Below are 18,024 nucleotides of genomic sequence, written 5' to 3'. Positions count from 1 at the left end.
AGCAAAATTTCCACAAAATGGGGGGGCTATATTTCCCAGGAGTCGAACAGGCCGAGAACGGAGTAGAACAAACCAGCTTGAATGCGCGAGCTGGGTTCTCCCGCAGCGTCATTCAGCGCCCGCAAGAAACGTGCATATGCCTCCAGTTGCTCGTGGTGTTGCTTGCGGTGTGTCTCCAGGAAGGCTGAGCGCGCAGCCGTCTGACTCAAATCAGCGTTTTCTGCGTGACTCGTCTTGTAATCGATGACCCACCACACGGGATCGGAGTTGGGTTCGTCGGGTGCGCGAAAATTCCCCTCGGACGGAGGCATCTCGATGGTTCGAAATACGCGGTCGGCACGCAGATTGCGGATCGCCTTTGCGGCGCTCGCTGCGCGTCCTGTTGTGCCGGTCCAGCGAGCTTCGCTGAGCGCTTCTGCATGCGGAGCAAGAATCCATCGGCCCAGAGGTTCAAGTGAGCGGCGCTGTGCGATATCCAGCGCTTTGTCTGAGAGTTGCAGCGCTTCTATGTGTGTAAGTCCCGTGTGCCTTGCCTGTGCAACGACACCTGGCAAGAGGTTTGCCACTGCGGCGGCAGCTTCTTCCGCGGATAATGTCACACGAAGCATGCTCACGTGTTCGAGCAGAGTGTGAATCGCTATTCCCAGAGCCCGGGACGCAAGTCCGCCTTCAGTTCGGGAATATGAGAATGCGGAGTCCTCAGCTAGACCGTCCGCTGGCCTGCTCGCTCCCGATCCACGTCCGGATTGGGATGCCGACCGTAACCGAGGAGCAGTGTAGCCTTCCGGTAACCTGCGCACTTGAGTCGATCTTGTGGGCCGCACCGAAGGCGGGAAAGGAATGACTATGCCGCCCATATCTGCAACATCTGCTGCTGCGGCCAGCGCGGGCAGTGCGATTGCTTGATCGGCAGTCTGGAAATTCGTGTCCCATGCGGCAAATCGTCCAAGTACTTCATCCTCAATCGCAGGCCATGCGGTGGCCAGCAGCCCTGTTGGACTGGCCAGTTTCCGCTCTCCGGTTTTCTTGTCCACTTGAAATCGGGGCCGTGCAAACAGGTGCAATTCTTCTCGTGCGCGGGTAGCGGCGACATAAAGCAGCCGCTTGGCTTCCTGACGCTCCAGTTCGCGTTTTGCTTTGGCCACCCAGTTTTTCGTTGCACCGGCCTTGGTTCCTTTTGCCTGAATCGGCGCTACGAGAAATTCGCTGGTATGCTCTTCGCCTGACCCGGGTTCGGCTAATCCTCGCTCGAGCCATGCCATCATTTCTCTCTGGCCAGCGCGTTCCGGTGCATCAAGATCTGGAACAATGACAACTTCGAACTCCAGCCCCTTTGATTTATGGATCGTCATGAGCTGTACGCCAAACTCACTGTTCGCCAGTGGATCGGGTTGAGCATAGAGATCTCTTAGCGCGGCATCGAGCGCGGGCCCGCATAGATCCATTTCACCTTCGGGGAGCCCATCGAGAGCTGCCCACAATACGCGCAGGTTTTCGGCCTGTTCTGGATTTACTGTGTCTGCTCCACCGAGCGCGAGCCACACAGACTCGAGCCATGTTCCCAGCGACAGAGAGCCCGCTGCAGCACGCGAAGCCGTGGCTTCGTTGCACACCTGCGCTACGCGTGTGGTGGCTTCAATCGCTCTGGCCGAGAGCGCTTCGTTTGCTGCGAGGAGAGGAAGCCGCGCTCGCAGCAGTTCCGGTATAGGGGTTCCGTTAATAGTCTCATCGTCATCCGAGGTCAACAGGTAAAGCTCGGCAAGACTCAATCCGCACCAAGGCGCGCGGAGCACTCCAAGCCACGCCGTCCTATCTGCTGGATGTAGCAATGCGCGGGCCAGGGATAGTGCATCGACGACTTCAGATCGCTCTTGCAGTGGCACGACATCAACCGAGCGAAAGGGAATACCTGCTTTCGTGAGAGCTTCGGCAATCGGCGTCAGCGACTTGCGTTTTCGCCCCAGCACTGCAATGCGAAAGCGTTGCAGCCCTTGCACCGAAGCCTCTGCCAATCGCAATCGGACGAGCTCTACGATCTGAGTTAATTGCGCATGAGCTGTTGCCTGTGCGCTCGAAGTATCGGGGTTGCTCAGTGCCGGGATGAGTGCGGCTTTGCCGGCACGAGTAAATTCCAGATGTAATTCGGCTCGCGCTTGCGATCCATCGGTGCGCACCGCCTCTGCCGGAGAAAATGGTACTCCGCCTTCGGATGCGGCGAAGATTTCCGCGAACCTGTCGTTCAAGTCGTCGACGAGACTGCGTGTCGTGCGGAAGTTCGCGCGAAGTGGCACAAAGGTAAATTCATACGGATCATCGCCTGCTTCCCGGCCAGCGGGAAGACCGAACCGCTTCATTCGCTCGAAGAGCTCGACCTCGGCCTCACGGAAACCATAGATCGATTGCATTGGATCGCCAACGCAGAAGCAGCTGCGGCCTTCGCGTTCCGGCCACGCTGCAATCAGCCGTGTCAGCAATTCGTATTGGGAACGGCTAGTGTCCTGGAATTCATCGATCAGCAGATGTCTGACTCCGTCTGCCTGCCGGATTGCCAGGTCGGAGGGGTAGCCGTTTTCCGGGGCGAGGATTCGTAATGCCATCTGCGCCACTTCGGTGTAGTCGACGGTGCCGGATTCAGCAAATACTACGTGCAATTGCCCCGCTGCTTCGCGCAGCACTGCAAAGCAATGCCTGACCAGTTCCCACTCCTCGTCTGAGTAGCGCAGGGGAAGGCCGCCGGCAAACTCAGCCAGTGCCTCGCGAAGCCCTGGCACGTTGTCCAGATCGCAGGTTAATTCGCTGAACCGGGTTTTCTGCAGCTTGCCGTCGGTTGTGGATGGAAAGCCATGGTTCTTGTTTAATCCGCCTGGTCTTCTCCAGTTCCCATCGTTGTTGAGCAGGAACTTCGCAATGCATCGAAACTCGGAGACTGCGCTCTCCAGAATAAGAGCTTCCTCCTGGCCATCTTCCGATGTGAATGAACTAGACAGATCTACCAGTTCCGCGAGTTCGTAAGGAGAAGAATCTCCCGGTGTTTCGCAGGCAGAGCGCGCAAGCGTCAATATTCGGTCACGCCCATCCGGCGCTTGGTCGAGCAGTGTAATGAATCGTTCAAGACTTTTCAGGGCTCCACGTCGAAACGGCTGTTCCAGTCTTTGCCGGAGCGCAGCCCAGTCTATGTTGTGCGCAAATACAAAGTCCTGAAACCAGCGGCTACGCGCCTGCAGCATCTCAGCTATGAGGTCTTCGACGTCGTTCCAGTTGTTATCGCGCCAGCGTAACAGAGCCTCAACCGATGGCCGCGCGGGAGAATCCTCGCGTGCAATCGCCTCTACTGTTCGCCGTGCCGCTAGCCGGTAAAGCTGCCCTGGATCTTCAGCCATTTCAAGCTGCCCACCCAGCCCGGACAACATGCCCCAGCTCAAAGGACTTTGTAGCGCGAGACTTCGGCAGAAAGCGTCGATTGTGAGTATCCGAAGCTGTGCATTCTGGCGAAGCAGTTGCCAGCCGAGTTGTTCCGATCGCTCCAGCGCGCGCGCTGCGAGAGCTGTGAGATTTTCGTCGCGGCCTGTTCCATCGAATGGACGCGCGGCCGTCTCCAGCGCGTCTAATATGCGGTTTCGCATCTCAGCGGCGGCAGGCTTGGTGAATGTAATTGCTACGATCTGGTCTGGTGATTCCACTTCGGCTAACAATCGCAGGAACCGCTGTGTCAGCAGATATGTTTTTCCTGACCCGGCAGGAGCCTGCACCAGAAACGACTGTGCAGGATCGAGCGCGTGGCTGCGCTCACTTGCATCTGGCGGCGGGTGAGGATCGGTGGGCGGGACAGAAACAGCAAAGTTATCTGCATTACTCATCTTGATTGCCCTCGTCTGCAGAGTCCTCATCGCTTATCTCATGCCATACATCATCGGGCAGATTCTCGTAGATGCGGCATACGGCATGCAGATGACAACGCGCGCAGGTTTTGTCGACATCTTTGGGATCGACGTTGGCTCGGCCTTCAACGAAGTCGTTGGCAAGCTCCTCGATGCGCTGCTTCCAGTCATCAAGCTGTTGGGAAGTCAGCTTGTCTTTGACAAGCCCTGAGGTTCCTTTCAGGGTTGCGTTCAAGCTTGCGGCGGCATTGCGGACTCGCCCCTTGAACCGCATATCTCCGGGAGCCATCTGCGCGAACAGCAGCCCTTCCAGGTTGTCAGGAGCAGCGAAGCATGCATACAGAGGCAACTGAACATCCTCAGGCCGATCACCGTCCCAGTCTTTGGGGTTTACCAGCCCGGTCTTGTAATCGAGAATCAACCGGCTACCATTCGGAAGTATATCCACGCGATCAAGCCGCAAGCGCAGCTTCAATCCTCCGAGCATCACCTCTGCTTCTTGTTCGGTGCCAGCGATTGTGAAAGGCAGACGTGTTCGCTCGTACTCCAGCCACTCCGTAACCAGCCGTGTCAACCGCTCGCTTTCCAATTCCAGATACCGTTGGGGATACCGATTGGGAAATGCGTTAGCACGCCGAGGATCGAAGGTTTCACGCATCACTGCTTTCACGATGTCAGAAACAAATTTGCGTAGATCGGGAACTGCCAACAGGCTCTCCAGATCGGAGATTCCACCTGCATGGTTGTAATCCCAGACTTTACGCATCACTGCGTGGAGCAGCAGTCCGCGCTGACTTGGTGTCAGCGCCGGGTTGGTGCGCCGATCATCTTCAGTCCGCAGTCTCACAACGCCAAAGGCCTGGAATGGGCAAAGCGATTGCAGTGTCAGGCTTCGCGAACCACCCGGCAGTTCAGAGTTGAGGAATGGAAGCAGAGGAGCATCTTCAAAGACTTCTGTTCGATCGGTGTGTGCCGACAGAACATCTGCGTGTTGCTTCACCTCGATACACTCTCCGGCTATGGCGAGCGTAATCGGCGAGGGGCGCTGCTCTGCCTCACCATCTCGTTTCGCATAGCTGAAAACAATGCTTCTGGCCGACGCGAGAATTCGCTTTGTTACTCGTTCGGCGATCTCCCAATCTTCGCGCAAGCTGGCATGCGGCATGCCTGAGCTGCGCTGCAAACCGACAGGCAGCAGTGGATGCGGTTGTCCCTGCGCGGGCCAGCTTCGTTCCTCCGCACCCAGAAACCAGATCGCGTCTGCTAATTGTCCGGCGGATTCCAATGGTTCCATAATCAGCACGCGAGGATTCTCCGATTCGGCTGCAAATACAGATTCTTTGCAAGCATCTTCCGCAGTAGTTGCGAACTCGCTCCATGTCATTCGTGAACCATCAAAGCCAAGCGCGGCGCAATCTTCCAGAACCTTTTCCCATCGTTCCCGAGATTGATAAGCAACGCTATCCAGAGGTATGAATCCAGGCCAGCCAAGCAGGTCTAGTAAGCGCCGCGCATCCTCGGCCCAGGCGCGCGGGCTCTGCATTTGCGGTGTAACTTGCAGCATTGCGTGCACGGCATCAATTCGAGAATGCAGCGTATTTACCGCGGATATAGCAATTGCGGAGTTCGCTCGCCCAGCCCAATGTTCCGCAGCCGCGATAAATTCTTCCAGCCCCCATGCGGGGCTGGACCACTCGCGATGCCGAATTTCGAGCATCACTGACTGCAGGCCAGTTTCTTCTTCCGCACTCACTGCAAGATGCCCGCAGCCAAGCAGCCAATCCAACTCTGTCTCTGTTATCGGCTCGCTCAGCCACCGCAGCAGCATTCCGGCGCTTCGCGCAATGCTCATTCGTTGCAGTGGAACACCGAGAGAGAACTCAAAATCAATCGCTGCTCCGTTTTGCGATTCCGCGCGGAGTGTACGCTCCAACACTCCGCGGCGCTCCGCAAGATTGGGCGCAATCACCATCAGGCGCGTGGAATGTGATTGTTCCATCTGTTCGCGAATCCAGCGAACACATGCCTCAATCTCCGTTTTTGCATCGTGAGTTGCGACGTAACGCCCCGCTCCCGGCATGTCCGACCGGTCGGTCGCCCACTCGCCCCAGGCATCCAGCAGCGACTCCTGCGCGCTCGTCAGGCGATCGAATCCGATGAGCAGCAGAGGAGGATTCGGCGTGCTTTTCTGTTCTTTTCGTAACAAGGAGGCGACCTCGATGGTCAACCTGCTTGGGCTGATTGCGTCTTCTTCGCGGCACAGCTTTTCAAAAGCATCCATCCATTCGCTGAAGACCGCAGCATCATTGGTCCATCCCGACCGTGCTCCTCGTGCCAATGAATTAGGAGCATGCCCGCACAAAAGCCGATACGCTGATTGCGCCATTGCCGCCAATCGGCCAGCGGACAGCGTCAACTCTCCGTTGTGTCTTTGTTTAATCGCTCGCATCCAAAGAGCGCGCTCCTGCAAAGGCTGCAGCAGCATGCGTCCATCTCTGTTGCGTGCGTGCCATTCCTCTGCGATCCAGCGATCCCAGGCATAGATGGCGGATGTTGGCCATGCCTGCAGTCCTTCGCGTAACCGTTCTGCGTCAAGATCCGCAGCAAGCGAACGAGCGGTGCGCTCACTCGCCGCCAACACCATGCCGTTGCGGGCGAGCCATGTTTCTAACCTCGCATTGCGCCGGCTGAAAATAGAGCTAGTTGGATTCTGCATCTCCGGGCTTTTGTCCGCATCCATCCGATCTCAGCTTCCTTTGACGAAGATGTCCTCTGCGTCTCAATTTTTCATGGTAAGGCGTATGGGCTATTGACGCTGGCGTATTCCGATCTTAATCAGAGAGACCAAAACCCGGTAGTAGACTGAACTGTGAAGCTGCGGTCATTTCCTCTTGGCATTCTGGCCATTATTCTGCTGATTGTTGTTACAGGTTGTCATCGACCTGCTCCTGCGGTGCAGCCCGATGATGATTCGCAGTTTACCGTCTATCCCTTGCACGGGAAGATCGTCTCTTCCAATTCCGCAACTGGGGAAGTCACGATCGATCACCAGGCTATTCCGGGCTTCATGGAGGCGATGACCATGCCTTACAAGCTCCGTGATCCCGGTATTATTGGCGAACTGCACCCAGGCGATGTAGTCAACGCCGATGTGATGGTTCCCAAGAATCCGGCTGGTGATGTCGTGGTCGATCACTTTGTTGTTGTGGGCCAGGCTAAACCCGATTACAAGCCGGCTGTGCAGTATCATGTACCCGAGTCGGGCGATAAAGTTCCAGACTTTCGCCTCACGAACGAAGACGGCCGCTCAATCCATCTGGATCAGTTTCGCGGTAAAGCGCTTCTCATCACATTTATCTATACTCGCTGCCCTCTGCCGGATTTTTGTCCTCGTGTGACTCATAACTTCGCCGCCATTGAAAAGTCTCTTGCTGCCAACCCATCCCTGTATGCGAAGACGCATCTGCTGTGCGCCAGCTTTGATTCGGGCCACGACACCCCAGCTCGTTTAAAAGCCTATGGCGAAGAATACATGGGGTCCGAGGCTCCCAAAGCTTTTTCGCACTGGGATTTTGCCGTTGCTACCCAGGAAAAGCTAAAGCCGATGGCTGAATGGTTCGATGTTGGTCTGACGAATGAGCCCGACGGCACCATAAGCCACACACTTTCGACGACGCTCATCGGTCCTGACGGTAAGGTTGTTCAGTTTTATAACGGCAATGACTGGACTCCCGAGCAGGTGCTCTCGGATTTGGCTAAACTGTACCCTCAGGGGAAGACAAAGGGATGATCGTTATCGTCATGGGCGTCAGTGGTTCCGGCAAGACTGTTCTTGCGCAACAACTGGTTGCCGCTACTGGTTGGGAGTATGCCGAAGCAGACGATTATCATTCTGCGGCCAACCGTGCCAAAATGGCGGCCGGAATACCACTTACAGACGAAGATCGCTGGCCCTGGCTGGATGCGCTCCATACTGCGATGCTCAAATGGCAGCAGCAGGGAAAATCCGGTGTTCTTACATGCTCGGCTCTCAAACGCGTCTACCGTCAGCGTCTTATCGATCGTCTCCCTGAGGTTCGTTTCGTCTGGCTCGACCCGCCGCGCAGCGTTCTCGCTGAGCGTATGACGCACCGTCCTGGCCACTTTATGCCTGTGGCTCTGCTTGACAGCCAAATCGCTACGCTTGAGCCTCCGGATCCCACGGAATCTCTCAGCCTGATGCGGCTGGACGGTTCGGAACCCGTAGAAAGGGAGGCTGCGCGTGCCCTGGTCTGGCTTGACGTTAAACCGGCTGCTGCAGCTAACGAATCGATTGCATCCTGAGCGTGTCTGTCGCCATCCCTTCCTCTAGTGGCCGTAGCTTCCAGTAGACTTGAGACTGGATTTCATCTTAGGGGTCGCGCCTCATGGCGAAACTAACACTTGTTTTTGCAGTTGTACTGATTGCGCTTGGGCTGATTGGATTTATCGGCACGGGCAGCGCACATCCTACGGCACTCATTCCAGCCGTTCTGGGCCTCCTGCTGGGTATCTTCGGAGCGCTCGCAATCACACCGAACGAAGGCCGTCGCAAACTCTTTATGCATATCAACGTGACGCTTGGGCTGCTCGGCTTTCTCGGCACCGTCATGGGGCTTGTCCAGTGGTTCCAGATGCTTGCAGGCGCCGCGGTCAAGAATCCACCGGCTACGGAGTCGAAAGCGGCGATGGCGCTGATCTGCCTGATTTACGTCGCGCTTTGTGTGCGTTCTTTTATCGCAGCACGCCGCACGAGGCTGGTCTAACCGATGGCGATGCGACCGGCAACCATGTCGATGCACGGTGAGCGTGGAGGCCGCAGCCATGGCGCACGTGCTGGCGCCGACACGTCAAAGAAAAAAGTGAGCCTGCGTAAAATCTGGCCCACGATCTGGACCTTGGTCAGACCTCGCCGCTGGCTGCTTGCATTGGGGCTTTTGCTCGTGGCAGTCAAAACTGTGTCTGGTCTGGTCATGCCGGCGCTCAGCAAGTATCTGCTCGATGATGTGCTGGCTACGGCTCATCCGCGTCCACAGTTGCTCCCCGTTCTCATCGGCATTGTCTTCGGCGCGACGGTCGTACAGGCGATTACTTCGTTTTCGCTGACGCAGTTGCTCTCCAAGGAAGGCCAAAAGCTCATTTCTGAGCTGCGCAAACAGGTGCAGCGCCATGTGGGGTTGCTCTCTGTTTCCTACTATGACGCCAACCGTACCGGAACGCTTGTCTCCCGCATCATGACGGACGTCGAAGGAGTTCGCAATCTCATCGGGACAGGTCTCGTCGAGTTCGTCGGCGGTGTGCTGACCGCGGTGCTTGCCTTTGTCTACCTGCTGCATAGGAGCGTGCCTGTCACCATCACCGTTTTTAGCGTGATCGGTGTTTTTACCGTCGTCCTGCAATATGCCTTCAAGAAGATCCGGCCCATCTTTCGCGAACGCGGCAAGATCAATGCTGAGGTCACTGGGCGCCTTACCGAATCTCTCGGAGGAGTACGCGTCATCAAGGGCTATCACGCGGAAGAGCGCGAAGCATTCGTCTTTAGTGAGGGCGTGGATCGGCTGCTCCGCAACGTTATCAGCTCACTCACTCTGACCAGCACTCTTGGTGCTGCATCGACTACGGTGCTCGGCCTCGTTTCGGGCATTGTCATGTGGCTTGGCGGCGGTGCGGTTCTTCGGCATAGCTGGACCATCGGCGACTACTTCAGTTACAACATGTTTCTCGCCTTCATGATTGCGCCGGTCTTTCAGATTGTGAATATCGGCACGCAGCTTACAGAGGCGTTTGCCGGGCTGGACCGAACGACTGAACTGCTGGCCGAGATGCAGGAGAACGCTGATCCGCTCCGCAAGGCTACGATGCCGCCCATCACTGGCCGCGTCGAGTTTGACAAGGTCGAGTTTGCTTACGATCCAGAGAAGCCCGTCCTGCACGGCATCGGTTTCGTCGCCGAGCCCGGCAGCGTTACCGCTCTAGTTGGTTCTTCGGGTTCGGGCAAATCCACCATTATCAGCCTCGTTTGTGCGTTCCACACGCCTGTATCGGGTCGTGTGCTTGTCGATGGAGAGGATCTGGCGGTGGTGGACCTGAATAGCTATCGCTCACAGCTTGGTGTGGTGCTGCAGGACTCGTTCCTCTTCGATGGTTCAATTCGCGATAACATCATGTTCTCGCGTCCTGAAGCGACCGAAGAGCAGTTCCTCTTCGCCTGCCGCACTGCGCGCGTCGATGAGTTTGCGGAGCGCTTCCCCGAGGGATATGACACCATCGTCGGTGAGCGAGGAGTCAAGCTCTCTGGAGGTCAGCGCCAACGGCTATCTATCGCGCGCGCGTTGCTTGCGCAGCCACGCGTCCTGATCCTTGACGAAGCCACCAGCTCGCTTGATTCCGAGTCGGAAGCCATGATTCAGGCAGGGCTGAATCAGCTCATGCTGGGTCGCACGACCTTCGTCATCGCGCACAGACTGTCCACCATCCGCCGCGCCGACCAGATTCTCGTTGTCGAAGCCGGGCGCATCGTCGAGCGCGGCAATCATGAGGAGCTCTATGCGCTCCGAGGCCGCTACTATGACCTCTACACTCGCCAGCATGGCCTGGAAGCCAATTTATTCCTGGCTCCCGGGGAAGGAGATGTCGTGTCGGAAGTGGTTCGCTAACCAACCTATCGCAGACGAAATCTGACTTCAATGCTCACCTGCACTTGGACGGGTTCTCCGTCGAGGGTTGTTGCGGGCTTAAAGCGGTATGCTTTGACTGCATCTATCGCCTGTTGATCTAATCCGTGTCCGAGGATACGCACTACATGTATATTTTTGGGAAAACCATTTAGATCTACGATGGTACTGATGACGGAGGTACCGGTAACGCCGTCCTTTCGCGCTTCATCGGAGTATTTAGCTACCGCTGATCGAAGAAGTACGGGTGGTCGTACACCCGTACCAACTTTACGCAGTGATGGAACGTTGTCTGGAGCTGTATGTTCTTCTGAAGGCGTGATGTGATGCTCCGGCGCGAGTGCGATATTTTGCGAATCATGCCCCGCAAGCTTGAGCTCTTGGTTCTCAATACTTTTCAAACGTACCACGGTAATGGGTTGACCTTGAGCGTTGTTCATCGTCGCTATACAGGCTTTCAGTTTTAATTTCAGCAATCTCTCCGCAGCCGCCGGCAGTCCATTGTGTACTGCAGGCGTAAAACGATCCATTCCCGCTACCCGAACTGCGAGTTCGTCTAATTCGTTACCTGCGGGTTCCGACAGCATGATATTTCGCGGATTACCTGAAGTGTCCACCACTATCGAGAGAACCACATGACCATCAAATGAATGGTGACAGTCATTCCCGGAAGTGTCTTGGAGAGTCAAGGGTTGAAGCTGTGGCCCCGTGATTCCAGAATTGTCCAGATAGACAATTTCGGGCGCCGCAGTTTGATACGAATGGCCATAAACAGATAATGTAAGCGCGCACAGCGTAACTAGACCATTCCGCAAATAGTTCAATGCTTGTCTCCAGAAACTCTAGGCTAGATTTAGCACTTCAAGCTCTCTTAATAAGAACGCATAATCGAAGGCAATTTCCTTCAGGTAATCGTACCGCCCACTGGCGCCGCCATGACCGGCCTGCATATTCGTCACCAGCAGCAGGAGATGGTTATCGGTCTTGAGTGTGCGTAACTTCGCTACGTATTTTGCCGGTTCCCAGTACATCACCTGGCTGTCATACAGGCTCGTTTTCACCAGAATCGCCGGATAGTTTCCCGCTTTCAAATTGTCATACGGGGAATAGCTCAACATGTAGTGGAAATATTCTGCCTGGTTCGGATCGCCCCACTCCTCGTACTCGGGAACCGTAAGGGGCAGGGAAGCGTCGAGCATCGTATTCATCACATCGACAAACGGTACATGTGAAACCACTGCGCGAAACAGCTCAGGCCGGAGATTTACTACAGCGCCCATCAACAATCCGCCTGCAGATCCGCCTTCGATGGCTACTCGCGCCGGGTCGCCATATCCATTTGCCGTCAGATGTTCCACTGCGCTGACGAAATCGGTAAATGTATTACGCTTCACCAGCATCTTGCCTGAGTCGTGCCATGGCGTGCCCAAATCCCCACCGCCGCGAATATGCGCGTATGCCATCACTACGCCGCGATCCAGGAGGCTTAAGCGGTTCGCATTAAAACCAATAGGCAGCGAATAGCCATACGACCCGTAGCCGTATACGTACAGCGGATTCTTGCCCGTCTTGCGCTTGTCCCGGTGATACACCAGTGATACCGGCACGCGAACCCCGTCTGCTGCTGTAGCAAACACACGTTCCGAGGCGTAGAGAGAACGGTCGAATCCGCCTGGCACTTCCTGCTGTTTCAAAAGCGTCGAAGCACCCGCTAACGTGTCATACAGAAATACCGAACTGGGCGAAACCAGCGATTGATAGCTATACCGATAGAGAGTCGTGTCAAACTCGCGATTTACTCCCGGTCCCGCGCTGTATACAGGCTCCGGAAAGGCAATCTCTTGAGTTCGTCTTACTGCTCCATCCCCGCTGAATGCCCACAGACGGAGTCGGGGCAGGCCATCTTCCCGCTCACAGGCGGCGAAGAATCCCTGGAAGAGATCGACATCCTCCAGCATGATCTCCGCACGATGTGGAATTACTTCGGTCCAGTGCTCCCGTCCCGGTGTCGAGACTGGCGCTGTCACTAGCCGGAAGTTTCTGCCTTGATCATTGGTACGGATGTACCAGAGACCGTCGCGATGATCCACCGAGTACTCGTGCTCATCCAAGCGCGGATCGATGACCGTCCACTCGCCTGCAGGATCATCTGCCGCCAAAAATCTCGCTTCCGTCGTCGTGTGGCTTCCGGCCTCTACAATGAGGTACTTGCCGTCGCGCGTGCGTCCGGCGCCCAGATTGAACCGCTCGTCAGGCTCCTCAAGTACGAGCACGTCGGCATTGTGATCTGTGCCGAGCACGTGACGCCAGAGCTGATACTGCCGCTTCTGTTCCTCGTCTTCCACCGTATAGAAGAGCGAGCGCTCACCATCAAGGCTGTCAGCGGCCCACACCACCGAACCGACACGCTCGACCACTGACGGCAGTACCTCACCGGTCTCCAGATCCTTGATATGCAGGGTGTACTGACGAAATCCGGTATGGTCAACGCTATACGCCAGCCAACGCCCATCGTCCGTTACATCGGTCGCGCCGATGGCCATGAAGGCGTGCCCTTCTGCTAATGCGTTTCCATCCAGGATCACCTGCTCTGGGCTTAGTTCGGCTATCGTCTGTTCTGTTGCACCCGCAACATCTGCCCGACGACAGTGAATGCCATACTGCAACCCCTCGATGGTTCGCGAGTAGTACCACCACTTGCCGTCGCGATAGGGCACAGACTCGTCTGTCTGCTTGATGTGGTTCAGCATTTCCTCGTATAGCTGCTCCCGCAATCCGGCAAGCGGGACCATTACCGACTCGGCATACGCGTTCTCGGCATCGAGATACGCGAAGACCTCGGGACTTTCCTTTTCGCGCAGCCATGCGTAGTCGTCGCGCAGTACTGTGCCATGCAGCGGCGTCTCTGTGGGGTCTTTGCGTGCGGCCGGTGGAGCAGGCGGTATCAGGGTGGCATCTTTCGTTGTCGTCATCCTGCCTAGAATAGCTGTCCTGCTCGGTCTTCGGCCACCTCAAGGAACTCCGGGGGCGGCCATTGCGTAGAATAGAGTGCAATGCAAGTTTGCCGCTTCCGTTCGGTTCGCAGTTGGCTTTCGCTGGGTGTTTTGCTCTTTTTCTTTTCAGCGCTACCCATTCTCGCTGAACGTGTCGAAGATCTTCCTAAGCCTACCGATTACGTTTCCGACTTTGCGCACGTTCTATCGCCTGGAGCCATCGCCCAGCTTGACCACATCTGTTCCCAACTCGACCACTCAGCCGCGGATACGCAATTTGCAATCGTCACCGTTCACAACCTCGGCGGAGACGATGTTGATGATTTTGCCAATCGTCTGGCGACGAATTGGAGCATGGGCAGCAAGAGAACGCATCGCGGTCTGCTGATTTTGCTCGCCATCGATGACAGGAAGCGGCGCATCGAAGTAGGCGGTGGCTTGCAGGGCATCATTACCGACGCAGATGCCGGTGATGTTGGCCGCGCTATGGTTCCGTATCTGCGTCAGCAGAACTACGATGCGGCCCTGCTGCTGGGAACCGAACGTCTCGCCCACGCGGTCGCCGATGCGGAGCATGTATCGATTGATGAGGCTGCCCCGGTTCGGCCTCAGATCCGCCGGCAATCTGCCCACCATACTTCCTTTATTGGGACTTTCTTCCTTATCCTCCTGGTGATCTTTGTCCTGATTTTCCTCGGCGGTCGCGGAATCCTCGGCTTTCTTCTCGGTATGCTCTTCGGGGGATGGCGTGGCGGCGGTGGCTGGGGTGGAGGAGGGGGCGGCGGCTGGAGCGGTGGTGGCGGTTCCGGTTCAGGCGGAGGTGATTCCGGCTTTGGCGGTTTCGGTGGAGGCGGCGATTTTGACGGTGGCGGAGCCGGCGGGAGCTGGTAGTTCCGTTTATCCTGCTGTCTCATCCAATTGGTGAGCACAGCGAATCAGATCAATCCCTTCTGAACGGAGGGCAGAGGAGAAATCACTCGTATGCGTCGTGGACTTTGGATCGTTCTTGGAATTCTTGGGGTCTTCGTCTTTGTTGGGCTGCTGGTATACGGCAGTTTTGTTTCCGCGCAGAATCAGATGGTCAAGCTCGATGAAGCTGTCAAAACGAGCTGGTCGGATGTGGATGTGCAGCTGCAGCGTCGCGCCGATCTGATTCCCAACCTGGTTGAGACTGTCAAAGGTTTCACTAAGGAAGAAAACTCTGTCTATGCGGATATTGCGAACGCTCGCGCCGGTCTACTGAATGCCCACGATCCGAAGGAGAAGATTGCTGCCAACGGCACTCTCGATTCAGCCTTCGGACGCCTGCTGGCTCTTACCGAAAACTATCCCCAACTTCGCTCCAGTGAGCAGTTCATGCGTTTGCAGGATGAGCTTGCCGGTACGGAAAACCGCATCGGAGTAGCCCGCCGCCGTTACAACGATACCTTGCGCACTTACAACACCTTTGTGCGCCAATTCCCGAACAGTGTCTGGGCCGGCATCCTGGGCTTCCATGTGAACGACGCTTATTTCAACGCTAATCCTGCTTCGCGCAACGCGCCGGCCGTCAAGTTTTAACTAATTGGGCGAAGGCTTCTCGATCCGGTCGATGACAACAACATCGACCGGAGCTTTTTGGGATTCGAGTTTCAGTCCGAGTTGTTCTTGTAGCGCCGTAAAAAGTGCGGGTTCTGAGGGATCTCCAGCAGACGCTTCTGGTTCGCCGGGTTCGGCATTGACAGGAGCCCATTTCAACGTCCAATCGTAGAGCCCGGTAAGTCCGGTCTGGTCCAGGACCAGCCGGTTTCCAAGGTCCGGTTGATGCGATAGCACATTTACCAGAAGGTCGATTGTCGCGGACATTCCTTGCAGTTCTCCTGGGCCACTTCTTCGAATACCGTGCATTCCAGTCTTTCGCGGCGGGTCTCCTGGCTTTTCGTTTTCTGCTGGCGGTGCAGGTGGAGGTGCTGCGGGAGTAAGCTTCGAACCGTTCTTTGCCACCACCAATACATAAACCGGTAGTTCGCGGCTCTCGTGGCTGACTCTCAGGCCGAAACGTTCGGCGAGCAGAGACTGCGCCATGAGGCGCACCTGCTCCATTCTCTGCTCGCCCGGGAGTTTGTCCAGGATTTGCGTCTGCGACTCGGATTCTTTCGCCACGATATCGAATCGATCGGAGGCAGCCCAGGCAGGTACGCCGCTGAGCTGGTCTTCTGATTTGAGTCCGTAAGCAAACCGGATCAGCTCTTTGATAGGCATATTTTCCATGGTGAACCTGCCGGGCGACAGTAGAAGGCTCTGTTGGTCGTCACTAGGGTGACTTGGCTTGACGGTAGCCACCTCAAATTGGGGCAGATTAGCAAGCTCAGTCTGAGCCTGCACACGCAAGGCATGCATAAGGCCAAACACGACAGGCAGGCATAGAACCAGGATTGCCGCGACACCAAGCATGAGCTTGCGTCCAGGCCCAAGCTTTTGGGCAACAGTCTGGGTCATGATGCGCACAATGCGCTGCTTAAGATCTGATCCCGTTACGCCAGCCGCGCAGGCCAGAGGTGATTCAACGTAGAACTTACAGACGTTGAGGATGCCTTCCGCATAAACTTCCGCCTCGTTGCCTGACTGCAGTACAGCTTCGTCGCAGGCCCATTCGCGCTCTTCGATGAGGCGCGTTCGTATCCACCAGACCGCTGGATGAAACCAGAAAAGTATCTCTACCACCATGTGAAGCGCAAAAGTGAGATTGTCGCGCCTGCGCACATGACACATCTCATGCGCAATCACGGCTTGCATCTGGGCTCTATCAAGGCGGTCTTGAATGCCAGCAGGCAGCAACAGCACCGGGCGGACGATACCGAAAACGCCTGGCTCGATGAGCGAACTCGAGAAGAAAACGCGCGCGCCGTCGATCTCAGCATGCAAATATGCCTCACGCACGACACAGCGCAAACGCCACCATGTGCGCGTCCAACTAAACAACAAAAGCAGTGCGCCGCAGGCCCATGCGGAGATCAGACCGACAAGTATCAGATTGGTGTGATGCGCGAGAGCAGGCGTGTTTGAGACTACGTCGGTTTGAGGAAACGGCAGCGTGATCTGCTCGACGGCGCTGGAGATTGCCGGATTCGAGATCACACGGTGGGCGATTTGCGGCGTGTTTGAGATGTTGATGCCTCTGCCCAAAGAGATAAGCGGCGCAAAGGGAACCAGGAACTTGATGGAGGCAGCAAGCCATAACCAGTAGCGGAATCGGGCGTAGTTCTTGCGCAGTGCAAGTGTTAGTAGCCAAACCAAAATGACAAAGATGGTTGATTGCCAAAGGTGATTGCCGAGGGAGTTCTTCCATGTATGCAAATGAGTCTGCAGGTAGGGACTCAGGATTGCGAAGTCAATTTGCATAATCGGTCTCATCTTTAACCTCATCGTTGGCCTGTTTCTTTGCCAGCCTGCGCAAAGCTAATTCCGCCTGCTTCACGTCTTCGGAGGAAAGTTTGCCTGATTCGACCAGATGGGCCATCACAGGCTGCGTGCGGCCTCCAAAGATTGCCAGTAGATCGTCTATGAGCCTTCGCTGCGCCGCATCGCGCGAGATGGTAGCAGAGAAGATATGGAAATTTCCCACCTTCTTTACGCGTTGCACGACCAGTTTCGCCTCCATGCGGTACACGGCCGTTTGGACGGTTGTATATGCGGGCTTTCGCTTCGCAGGCAAAGAGTCCAGGATGTCGCGAATGGAAGCCTCTCCTTTCGCCCACAGCACTTCCATGATCTGAAATTCCACTCTCGACAATTTCGGTGTCGCGGTTGATCTACTACTCATGAGTGAAACACTACTACATATGAAGTAGATCGACAATTTATTTTTATGCGACGACCCGATACGGCGTCTGCCGGCAAGATTGCGACGTTTGAAAACGAGTTGAAGTTATGGATGCGGGCGTTCAGGCATGGTTTAGCTCGCTGACGGCAAGTCCGGATGGTCAATCACGTTTGTGTGACTTCAGCTGTACTCCAGCCGGGGCTATCTCGTCCGCCTTCCTATAGAAAGGCAGTAAACCGCAGGTGCCAGACGACGAAAAAGCCGCGCCGAGGTTCGCTCGGCGCGGCTTTTGTTTGAAGCAGAGATTTAGCCTACTTGAACGAACCGATCGCGCTGGCCTCGTCGTCATAGATGTCGAACACAGTGTAGAGCTTGGTCACCTGCAGAACGTCCTTGACCTTCTTCGTCAGGTTCAGCAGCTTCACATCGGCGTTCTGGTTCTTGGCCGTCGTGTATGCGCTCACCAGCTCGCCCAGGCCTGACGAATCGATGTAGTTTACGTCACCCAGGTTTAGCAGGATGTGCTTGACACCCTTGCTGATCAGATCACGGATGGCGTCGCGCAATTGCACACTGCCTTCGCCCAGGGTAATCCGGCCGCTCAGGTCCAGAATCGTTACGCCGTCCAGCTCACGGGTTGAAATCGATAGTGCCACAGT

General features: G+C 56.0%; 13 protein-coding genes. 6 read left to right on the top strand and 7 right to left on the bottom strand.

Annotated features, from left to right (window positions below):
* Window positions 1-26: 26 nt before the first annotated feature.
* Both OHL22_RS15560 and OHL22_RS15555 read right to left on the bottom strand, forming a co-directional pair.
* Window positions 27-3,857, bottom strand: coding sequence for a UvrD-helicase domain-containing protein (locus OHL22_RS15560; RefSeq protein WP_263339226.1), 3,831 nt, complete (start codon window positions 3,855-3,857; stop codon window positions 27-29).
* Window positions 3,850-6,618 (bottom strand): PD-(D/E)XK nuclease family protein, encoded by a 2,769-nt coding sequence (locus OHL22_RS15555; RefSeq protein ID WP_263339223.1) that lies wholly within the window; start codon window positions 6,616-6,618, stop codon window positions 3,850-3,852. The genes OHL22_RS15560 and OHL22_RS15555 overlap by 8 nt, the downstream gene beginning before the upstream one ends.
* 129 nt (window positions 6,619-6,747) lie before the next feature.
* Here OHL22_RS15555 and OHL22_RS15550 point away from each other — a divergent pair, with 129 nt between their 5' ends.
* The 4 genes from OHL22_RS15550 to OHL22_RS15535 all read left to right on the top strand — a co-directional run bounded on the left by OHL22_RS15550 (window position 6,748) and on the right by OHL22_RS15535 (window position 10,552).
* Window positions 6,748-7,668 (top strand): SCO family protein, encoded by a 921-nt coding sequence (locus OHL22_RS15550; protein ID WP_263339221.1) that lies wholly within the window; start codon window positions 6,748-6,750, stop codon window positions 7,666-7,668.
* Complete coding sequence (locus OHL22_RS15545) at window positions 7,665-8,201, top strand: gluconokinase (RefSeq protein WP_263339219.1); 537 nt, start codon at window positions 7,665-7,667, stop codon at window positions 8,199-8,201. The genes OHL22_RS15550 and OHL22_RS15545 overlap by 4 nt, the downstream gene beginning before the upstream one ends.
* An 83-nt stretch (window positions 8,202-8,284) precedes the next feature.
* Window positions 8,285-8,662: a hypothetical protein gene (locus tag OHL22_RS15540; RefSeq protein WP_263339217.1), complete on the top strand. Its 378-nt coding sequence runs from the start codon at window positions 8,285-8,287 to the stop codon at window positions 8,660-8,662.
* 9 nt (window positions 8,663-8,671) lie between these two features.
* The gene (locus tag OHL22_RS15535; RefSeq protein ID WP_377819597.1) at window positions 8,672-10,552 is read left to right on the top strand and encodes an ABC transporter ATP-binding protein; all 1,881 of its coding nucleotides are present in this window, start codon (window positions 8,672-8,674) and stop codon (window positions 10,550-10,552) included.
* Window positions 10,553-10,557: 5 nt separating this feature from the next.
* Here OHL22_RS15535 and OHL22_RS15530 read toward each other — a convergent pair whose 3' ends face one another.
* Together OHL22_RS15530 and OHL22_RS15525 are read right to left on the bottom strand one after the other, a co-directional pair.
* Entirely contained in the window at window positions 10,558-11,394 is an 837-nt protein-coding gene (locus OHL22_RS15530) for an energy transducer TonB (protein ID WP_263339213.1), read from the bottom strand.
* A gap of 18 nt (window positions 11,395-11,412) precedes the next feature.
* Window positions 11,413-13,542 (bottom strand): S9 family peptidase, encoded by a 2,130-nt coding sequence (locus OHL22_RS15525; protein WP_263339212.1) that lies wholly within the window; start codon window positions 13,540-13,542, stop codon window positions 11,413-11,415.
* Between the two features lie 81 nt (window positions 13,543-13,623).
* Here OHL22_RS15525 and OHL22_RS15520 point away from each other — a divergent pair, with 81 nt between their 5' ends.
* Window positions 13,624-14,454, top strand: a complete 831-nt coding sequence (locus OHL22_RS15520; protein ID WP_263339211.1) for a TPM domain-containing protein — start codon at window positions 13,624-13,626, stop codon at window positions 14,452-14,454.
* 90 nt (window positions 14,455-14,544) lie between these two features.
* Window positions 14,545-15,123 (top strand): LemA family protein, encoded by a 579-nt coding sequence (locus OHL22_RS15515; protein WP_263339209.1) that lies wholly within the window; start codon window positions 14,545-14,547, stop codon window positions 15,121-15,123.
* Here the strand turns inward: OHL22_RS15515 and OHL22_RS15510 are convergent, their stop codons facing one another.
* The 3 genes from OHL22_RS15510 to OHL22_RS15500 all read right to left on the bottom strand — a co-directional run bounded on the left by OHL22_RS15510 (window position 15,124) and on the right by OHL22_RS15500 (window position 18,021).
* The gene (locus tag OHL22_RS15510) at window positions 15,124-16,944 is read right to left on the bottom strand and encodes a M56 and DUF3738 domain-containing protein (RefSeq protein ID WP_263339207.1); all 1,821 of its coding nucleotides are present in this window, start codon (window positions 16,942-16,944) and stop codon (window positions 15,124-15,126) included.
* On the bottom strand, window positions 16,934-17,365 hold the full coding sequence (locus tag OHL22_RS15505) for a BlaI/MecI/CopY family transcriptional regulator (protein ID WP_263339205.1): 432 nt from the start codon (window positions 17,363-17,365) through the stop codon (window positions 16,934-16,936). Before OHL22_RS15505 ends, OHL22_RS15510 begins: the two co-directional genes overlap by 11 nt.
* A gap of 311 nt (window positions 17,366-17,676) precedes the next feature.
* A complete protein-coding gene (locus tag OHL22_RS15500; protein WP_263339202.1) occupies window positions 17,677-18,021 on the bottom strand; it encodes an STAS domain-containing protein in 345 nt (114 codons plus the stop codon).
* Window positions 18,022-18,024: the final 3 nt, after the last annotated feature.

Origin of the sequence: Acidicapsa dinghuensis, assembly GCF_025685685.1 — a bacterium.
GTDB lineage: Bacteria > Acidobacteriota > Terriglobia > Terriglobales > Acidobacteriaceae > Acidicapsa > Acidicapsa dinghuensis.
The sequence above is the reverse complement of the archived record's forward strand: the minus strand, read 5'-3'. Positions and strand labels throughout refer to the sequence as shown.